Below are 6,713 nucleotides of genomic sequence, written 5' to 3'. Positions count from 1 at the left end.
TTCGTTTGAAGTATTGATTCTGTTTTAGAAATTTCAAATAAGTGGATTCAAATTTTATAAAAAAATCATCAATGGTACAGAATAAAGCAGTAATATCAGTCATGAGGATTAGAGTGGTAAGTCGTGTCTAGTAACTCAACTTATGGCTCTAATCCTTGGCTTTTTCAAATAAATCCTTAAACAGGATTCGGGTTAATTATCGGTCAAATACATTTACACAGGAAAATCAATCACACACATCAAAATCGTTCACTTGACTTACCGTAAAAACAGAATCAAAATCAAATCTCAAACAACCATATATTTACATCACCTATTTATTTAAACTTTAGTCATCAATGCTAGTTCATATGCAAGACATACAACGAAAAGCGCTTAAACAACAGCGAAAAGCTCTATCACGTGGCACACAACAACGCACCGAACATCGTATATGTATGCGTATCATCCGCTCTGCTATATTTAAAAAATCACAACATATAGGGCTTTATTTACATGCTTTTGGAGAAGTACACACTCACCTTCTCATTATGCAATGTTTTAAACATCAAAAAACCGTGTATTTACCTCAAATTTCTTCTTCAAAAAAACATTTGGTTTGGGTAAAAATCACTCAAAATCAATATATACAAAACAGATTTAGTCGCCACGCTCTAGGAATGTATGAGCCTAAACAAAGAGGTAAACTTATCCATATTTTAGATCTTGTGGTTACACCATTATTGGCCTGTGATGCGTTAGGTACAAGAATTGGCATGGGAGGTGGCTTTTACGATCGCACTTTGTGCTTTGCCCCTTATTTACCCTATAGGTTAGGTATTGCACACGCTTTTCAATATATTGCTAGCCCAATTCCTAGACAAAAGTGGGATCAACCAATTGATGCATTATATACTGTAAACAAAACCTATTGCTTTTAACACAACCACAACAATAATGCTTTATTTTTAGGCACTTCTGTGTTTTTTTAGCGTTTTTATCTGAAATACCCTTGTAATTTTTCAAAAGCACTTCACTATAAAATGATACTTAGCAACGTTGTTGTTACTCATTAGGAGTGCCCATGGCTGAACAAATTTTAAATCACGATGGTTTCGAAGAAGCGACCCCAATACAAAATGTATTGCCACTGTTGGCGCTTCGTGATGTGGTCGTTTATCCACACATGCAAATCGCACTGTTTGTTGGTCGTGAAAAATCAATCCAAGCAGTTGATGTTGCTCGTAGCAATGACAACTTGGTTTTTGTCGTTGCTCAAAAAGACTCATTGACTGAAGATATAGACCAAAACAACCTCTATCAATATGGTACCGTTGCAAAGATTGTACAAGTCGTTAATCATGAAAACGATGAAAATTGCATCAAAGTATTGATTGAAGGCCTACATCGTTCTGAATTAAAAACGATCATTGAACATGATAACTACTTAAGCGCAGAACATTCAATCAGCCCGATTGATGTTAACATCGATCAAGAAACGCAAACTAAATCGATACAAGAGCTACAAGGGCTATTTGCACAATACGCTGAAGCAAAACTACGTAATTCACGTGAATTAATTGCTGCGGCAAACAAAATTGAAGATCTACAACAACTGTTGTTTTTTGTTGCAACACGTGTGCCACTGACCATAGAAGCAAAGCAAAAATTCTTGGAATACAATGACTTTAATAGCCATTATAAAGAACTGACACACTACTTATTGCAACAGTCTGAAGAACAACAAATTGAACAAGGTCTTCATGACAATGTAAAACGCCAGATGGAAAAAAATCAACGCGAATACTTTCTGAATGAAAAAATGAAAGTCATTCAACGTGAACTTTCTGATATTAATGGCGGTGCAGAAGACGAAGTTGCCGAACTTGAAAAACGTCTTGCAGAAGCAGACTTGCCTGAACACGTTCGCAAAAAAGCGGAATCCGAATTTCGCAAGCTTAAAGCCATGCAACCTGCATCGAGCGAAGCGGCTGTGGTCAGAAATTATCTAGAAGCCATTTTGGATACACCTTGGAATAAAGCCAGTAAAGTCAGCATTAATCTAAGCAAAGCTCAAGATATTTTAGATAAAGACCACTATGGACTTGATGAAGTTAAAGAGCGCATTGTTGAATACTTGGCTGTTCAATCTCGTGTAAAAAAACTTCGTGGTCCAATTTTATGTCTTGTTGGCCCACCGGGTGTAGGTAAAACCTCTCTAGGTGAATCTGTTGCTAAAGCAACTGGCCGTGAATTTGTGCGCATGGCTTTAGGTGGTGTAAGAGATGAAGCTGAAATACGCGGTCATCGACGTACTTACATTGGTGCGATGCCAGGGAAAATTGTGCAATCATTAACAAAAGTAGGGGTTAAAAATCCGCTATTTTTACTTGATGAAATTGATAAAATGGCACAAGACTACCGTGGTGATCCTTCATCTGCTTTGCTTGAAGTACTTGATCCATCACAAAACAATAAGTTCAATGACCATTATTTAGACTTGGATCTTGATCTTTCAGAGGTGATGTTTATTTGTACAGCAAACAGTATGAATATTCCTGAAGCACTACTTGATCGTATGGAAGTAATTCGTCTACCGGGCTATACCGAAGATGAAAAAGTCAATATTGCATCACGCTATCTTGTGCCTAAAGCCATTAAAGATAACGGTCTACGCGGTAAAGAACTTACCATACACGAAGAGGCAATTCGTGACATTGTACAACGCTATACCCGTGAAGCAGGTGTACGTAGCTTACAACGAGAAATTTCTAAAGTTGCTCGTAAAGTTGTTAAAGATGCTGTGAGTAAAAAAGCAAAGCATTTAGAAACGGAAGTGAATACAACAAATCTTCCAAACTATTTAGGTGTGCACAAGTTCGATTATGGCATTGCTGAAGAACAGGCACAAATTGGACGTGTTAATGGACTCGCTTGGACATCTGTTGGCGGAGAACTATTAACGATTGAAGTTGCTGCGGTCAAAGGTAAAGGTAAATTCATTACTACAGGTTCGCTTGGTGATGTCATGAAAGAATCTATTACAGCAGCAATGACTGTCGTACGTACTCGTGCCGATGAGCTAGGTATTGAAGCAAGTCGTTTCGAAGAAACAGATGTGCATGTACATTTACCAGAAGGTGCTACACCAAAAGATGGACCATCTGCAGGATTAGCGCTAACAACAGCATTAGTGTCTGCATTTACAGGCATCCCTATTCGTGCAGATATTGCTATGACAGGTGAAACATCTTTACGTGGTCATGCATTACGTATTGGTGGTTTAAAAGAGAAATTGCTTGCAGCACATCGTGGTGGCATTCAATTGGTATTTATCCCACAAGATAACGTCCGAGATTTGGCTGAAATTCCCGATAATGTCAAAGAAGGTCTTGACATTAGAGCCGTAAAAACCATTGATGACGTATTACCATTGGCACTCACTGAAATGCCAAAACCTCTACCCACTCCAATCACCAAATCGGTGACTACACCTAAAGTCACACGGCACTAGCAGTAAAATCAAAAATAAAGCCACTTTTGAAAGTGGCTTTATTTTTTTAGATTCAACTTCTATCGCTTGTTCTATTTTCGCTATACTGCGTTTTAATTTTAGACTACGCAATCAGGCCTTATGAAGATTAGAATACTCACTATCGGACAAAAAATGCCAACATGGGTTCTCACAGGTGTAGAAGATTACCTCAAACGCATTCAACCATTTGTACAAACACAGTTTATTGAACTTCCTATGGCAAAAAGAGGTAAAAATGACTCAGAAGCAGACATTTTAAAATACTGTCAAACCGAAGGTGAAAGTATTTTATCTACACTCAAGCCCAACGAGACATTGATTGCCTTAGAAGTGAACGGTCGTGAACTAAGTACTGAAAAATTGGCCCATACGATGCAAGAATGGATGCTGTCTGGGCAAGATATCGCGCTTGCGATTGGCGGGCCAGATGGACTCAGTCAAGCCGTCAAACAAAAAGCATTGTGGCACTGGTCGTTATCTAAACTCACATTACCACACCCATTAGTACGTGTGATGCTGATTGAGCAATTATATAGAGGCATGACCATTAACCATAATCACCCATATCATCGTGCATAAATAATCATTAAGAGAGAGGATAATGCATTTAAATACGTTACCTGGTTTATTTATTTCACATGGCTCACCAATGCTTGCACTCAATCCAGAGCAAGTGGGCCCTGCTTTACATCGTTTAAGTGTGAATTTACCTCGCCCTCAAGCTATTATTGTGATGTCTGCCCATTGGGAAAGTCATGTTCTCGAAGTCAGTACATCACCAAGACCAAATACTTGGCACGACTTTCGTGGTTTCCCTGAATTAATTTATAAAATTAAATATCCAGCGCCTGGAGCCACTGATATTTCAGAAAGACTACTCAATTTATTTGCAGAACATCACATTACAGCACATGCAAACAGTAGTCGCCCTCGAGATCACGGCGTATGGATGCCTTTATTACATATGTATCCTGAAGCAGATATTCCTGTAATTACAATATCATTACCTATTCATTACTCTGCACAAGAAATACATCATATTGGCGAAATTCTTTCTGTGTTAAGACATGAACAAATACTTCTTATTGGATCAGGAAGTATTACCCACAACCTCAGTGAACTCAATTGGCACGAATCTCCTGCACCTATTCCAACATGGGCATCTACATTTAGAAATCACGTAGTGCAACAATTACAACAAGGCAATCAAGAACAGGTGCTTGATTGGAAAAGTCTACCCTATGTGGAAAAAAATCATCCAAGTTTAGAGCACTTTGCACCACTCTTTTTTGCCATGGGCACAGGCAAAACATTGAGTGTTGTACACAGTAGTTTTTCTATGGGATCTTTAGGAATGGACATTTATCGTTTTGATTAACGAGTTTAGTAAAAAACTATCATGTCATCGAAACACTACAGCACGCTGATCTATATTCACAAAAAAGCCAAAGACAATGCTTTGGCTTTTTTACATATTTTAGATTATTGACCTGAACGAATAATATAGTCAAATGCTGATAATGACGCTTTTGCACCCTCACCCGTTGCAATAATAATTTGCTTATACGGTACTGTCGTACAGTCACCTGCGGCAAATACACCTTTTACATTGGTTTCGTTACGACTATCAATTACAACTTCACCGCGTGGTGATAGCTCTACGTCACTTGCTTTTAAGAAGTCTGTATTTGGCAATAGACCAATTTGCACAAAAATACCTGCAAGATTAACCACATGCTCTTGGTCTGTCGTACGGTCTTTATATTTTAAGCCTGTTACTTGACTACCATCGCCTAAAACTTCAGTGGTAAGTGCACTTTTAATCACTGTACTGTTTGGCAGGCTGTGTAATTTATCTTGTAAAACTTGATCTGCAAGCAATGTATCACTAAATTCGATCAGCGTTACATGCTCTACAATACCTGCTAAATCAATTGCCGCTTCAACACCTGAGTTACCACCACCAATGACCGCAACATGTTTACCTTTAAATAAAGGACCATCACAGTGAGGACAATATGCCACACCACGTGTACGATATTCTACTTCGCCCGGTACATTTAACTCTCTCCATCGCGCGCCTGTAGATAAAATCACAGTTTTAGATTCAAGTATAGCGCCACTTTCAAGCTCAAGTGAGACTAACCCATTGGCTGTTTGATCTGCACCCGTTAAACTTTTTACACGCTGTAGATTCATAATATCTACATTATATTCTCGAACATGTGCTTCCATGTCACTGGTAAATTTTGGCCCAACTGTACGTTGTACCGTTGTAAAGTTTTCAATATCCATGGTGTCCATCACTTGACCACCAAAACGTTCTGCAACAATCCCTGTTTTGATCCCTTTACGTGCAGCATAGATTGCTGCCGTACCACCTGCAGGGCCACCACCGACAACTAAAACATCAAACGCGTCTTTCGCATTTAATTTTTCAGCTTCTTTTTCAACAGAATGTGTATCTAATTTTGCAATAATTTCTTCCAATGTCATACGGCCTTGGCCAATATGTTCATTGTCTTGAAAGACCATAGGTACAGCCATAATTTTACGTTGTTCAACTTCATCTTGGAAGAAAGAACCATCAATCATGGTTGCTGTTGTATTTGGATTGTTCACAGCAATTAAGTTTAATGCTTGTACAACATCGGGACAGTTGTGACACGTCAATGAAACAAAAACATCAAAGTTTGCTTTTAAATTTAAACCCTTAATTTGTGCAAGTAGCTCATCCGATACTTTAGGAGGATAACCTGAAACTTGTAACAATGCCAAAATTAATGATGTAAATTCATGCCCCATAGGTAAGCCTGCAAAATAAACTCTTGGCTCTTCACCTGATTTTGCAATACCAAAGCTTGGACGGCGTGAATTTTGACCATCTAAACGAGCAATCACTTTATCAGAAAGCTCTGCAACCTCTATAACCAATTCTTTAATTTTAATTGCTTTATCTGATTCATCTAAAGATGCAACCAATTCGATTGGACTTTCCAAACGCTCAAGATAGCTTTTTAGTTGCGCTTTAATATTTTGATCTAACATTTGTATGTCTCCGAGGGAGTTTTTCTGTACTTGCAAACATACTAACTAAATTTAACATATAGTCAAAACAGTATATTTTTATAGTTATAATCGGTTTTTCTAATCACTATAAAAGATTCATCTTATGTAAGAAGAATAAAATATAAATCAA

General features: G+C 38.0%; 5 protein-coding genes and 1 pseudogene. 4 read left to right on the top strand and 2 right to left on the bottom strand.

The features are described from left to right. A pseudogene (locus tag I2F17_RS04060) lies at window positions 1-103 on the bottom strand (IS982 family transposase); the annotation flags it as partial. A 247-nt stretch (window positions 104-350) separates the two neighbouring features. On the opposite strand from I2F17_RS04060, the gene I2F17_RS04055 reads away from it, so the two are divergent. From I2F17_RS04055 to I2F17_RS04040, 4 genes are all read left to right on the top strand, one after another. Continuing rightward, window positions 351-920: a 5-formyltetrahydrofolate cyclo-ligase gene (locus I2F17_RS04055; RefSeq protein WP_196422709.1), complete on the top strand. Its 570-nt coding sequence runs from the start codon at window positions 351-353 to the stop codon at window positions 918-920. A 143-nt stretch (window positions 921-1,063) separates the two neighbouring features. Continuing rightward, window positions 1,064-3,493, top strand: coding sequence for an endopeptidase La (lon, locus tag I2F17_RS04050; RefSeq protein WP_211139140.1), 2,430 nt, complete (start codon window positions 1,064-1,066; stop codon window positions 3,491-3,493). A 120-nt stretch (window positions 3,494-3,613) separates the two neighbouring features. Then, window positions 3,614-4,093: a 23S rRNA (pseudouridine(1915)-N(3))-methyltransferase RlmH gene (gene rlmH, locus I2F17_RS04045; RefSeq protein ID WP_196422707.1), complete on the top strand. Its 480-nt coding sequence runs from the start codon at window positions 3,614-3,616 to the stop codon at window positions 4,091-4,093. A gap of 22 nt (window positions 4,094-4,115) precedes the next feature. After that, window positions 4,116-4,892, top strand: a complete 777-nt coding sequence (locus tag I2F17_RS04040) for a DODA-type extradiol aromatic ring-opening family dioxygenase (RefSeq protein ID WP_196422706.1) — start codon at window positions 4,116-4,118, stop codon at window positions 4,890-4,892. A gap of 104 nt (window positions 4,893-4,996) precedes the next feature. On the opposite strand, the gene ahpF is transcribed toward I2F17_RS04040, so the two are convergent. Then, complete coding sequence (gene ahpF, locus I2F17_RS04035; protein WP_196422705.1) at window positions 4,997-6,562, bottom strand: alkyl hydroperoxide reductase subunit F; 1,566 nt, start codon at window positions 6,560-6,562, stop codon at window positions 4,997-4,999. Window positions 6,563-6,713 lie beyond the last annotated feature (151 nt).

The organism is Acinetobacter baretiae (assembly GCF_015627105.1).
Taxonomy (GTDB): domain Bacteria; phylum Pseudomonadota; class Gammaproteobacteria; order Pseudomonadales; family Moraxellaceae; genus Acinetobacter; species Acinetobacter baretiae.
The sequence above is the reverse complement of the archived record's forward strand: the minus strand, read 5'-3'. Positions and strand labels throughout refer to the sequence as shown.

What these genes read in the sequence shown, in the direction of transcription:
- I2F17_RS04055 (WP_196422709.1), top strand. Translation starts at nt 351, where the DNA reads ATGCAAGACATACAACGAAAAGCGCTTAAACAACAGCGAAAAGCTCTA.
- lon (WP_211139140.1), top strand. Translation starts at nt 1,064, where the DNA reads ATGGCTGAACAAATTTTAAATCACGATGGTTTCGAAGAAGCGACCCCA.
- rlmH (WP_196422707.1), top strand. Translation starts at nt 3,614, where the DNA reads ATGAAGATTAGAATACTCACTATCGGACAAAAAATGCCAACATGGGTT.
- I2F17_RS04040 (WP_196422706.1), top strand. Translation starts at nt 4,116, where the DNA reads ATGCATTTAAATACGTTACCTGGTTTATTTATTTCACATGGCTCACCA.
- ahpF (WP_196422705.1), bottom strand. Translation starts at nt 6,562, where the DNA reads ATGTTAGATCAAAATATTAAAGCGCAACTAAAAAGCTATCTTGAGCGT.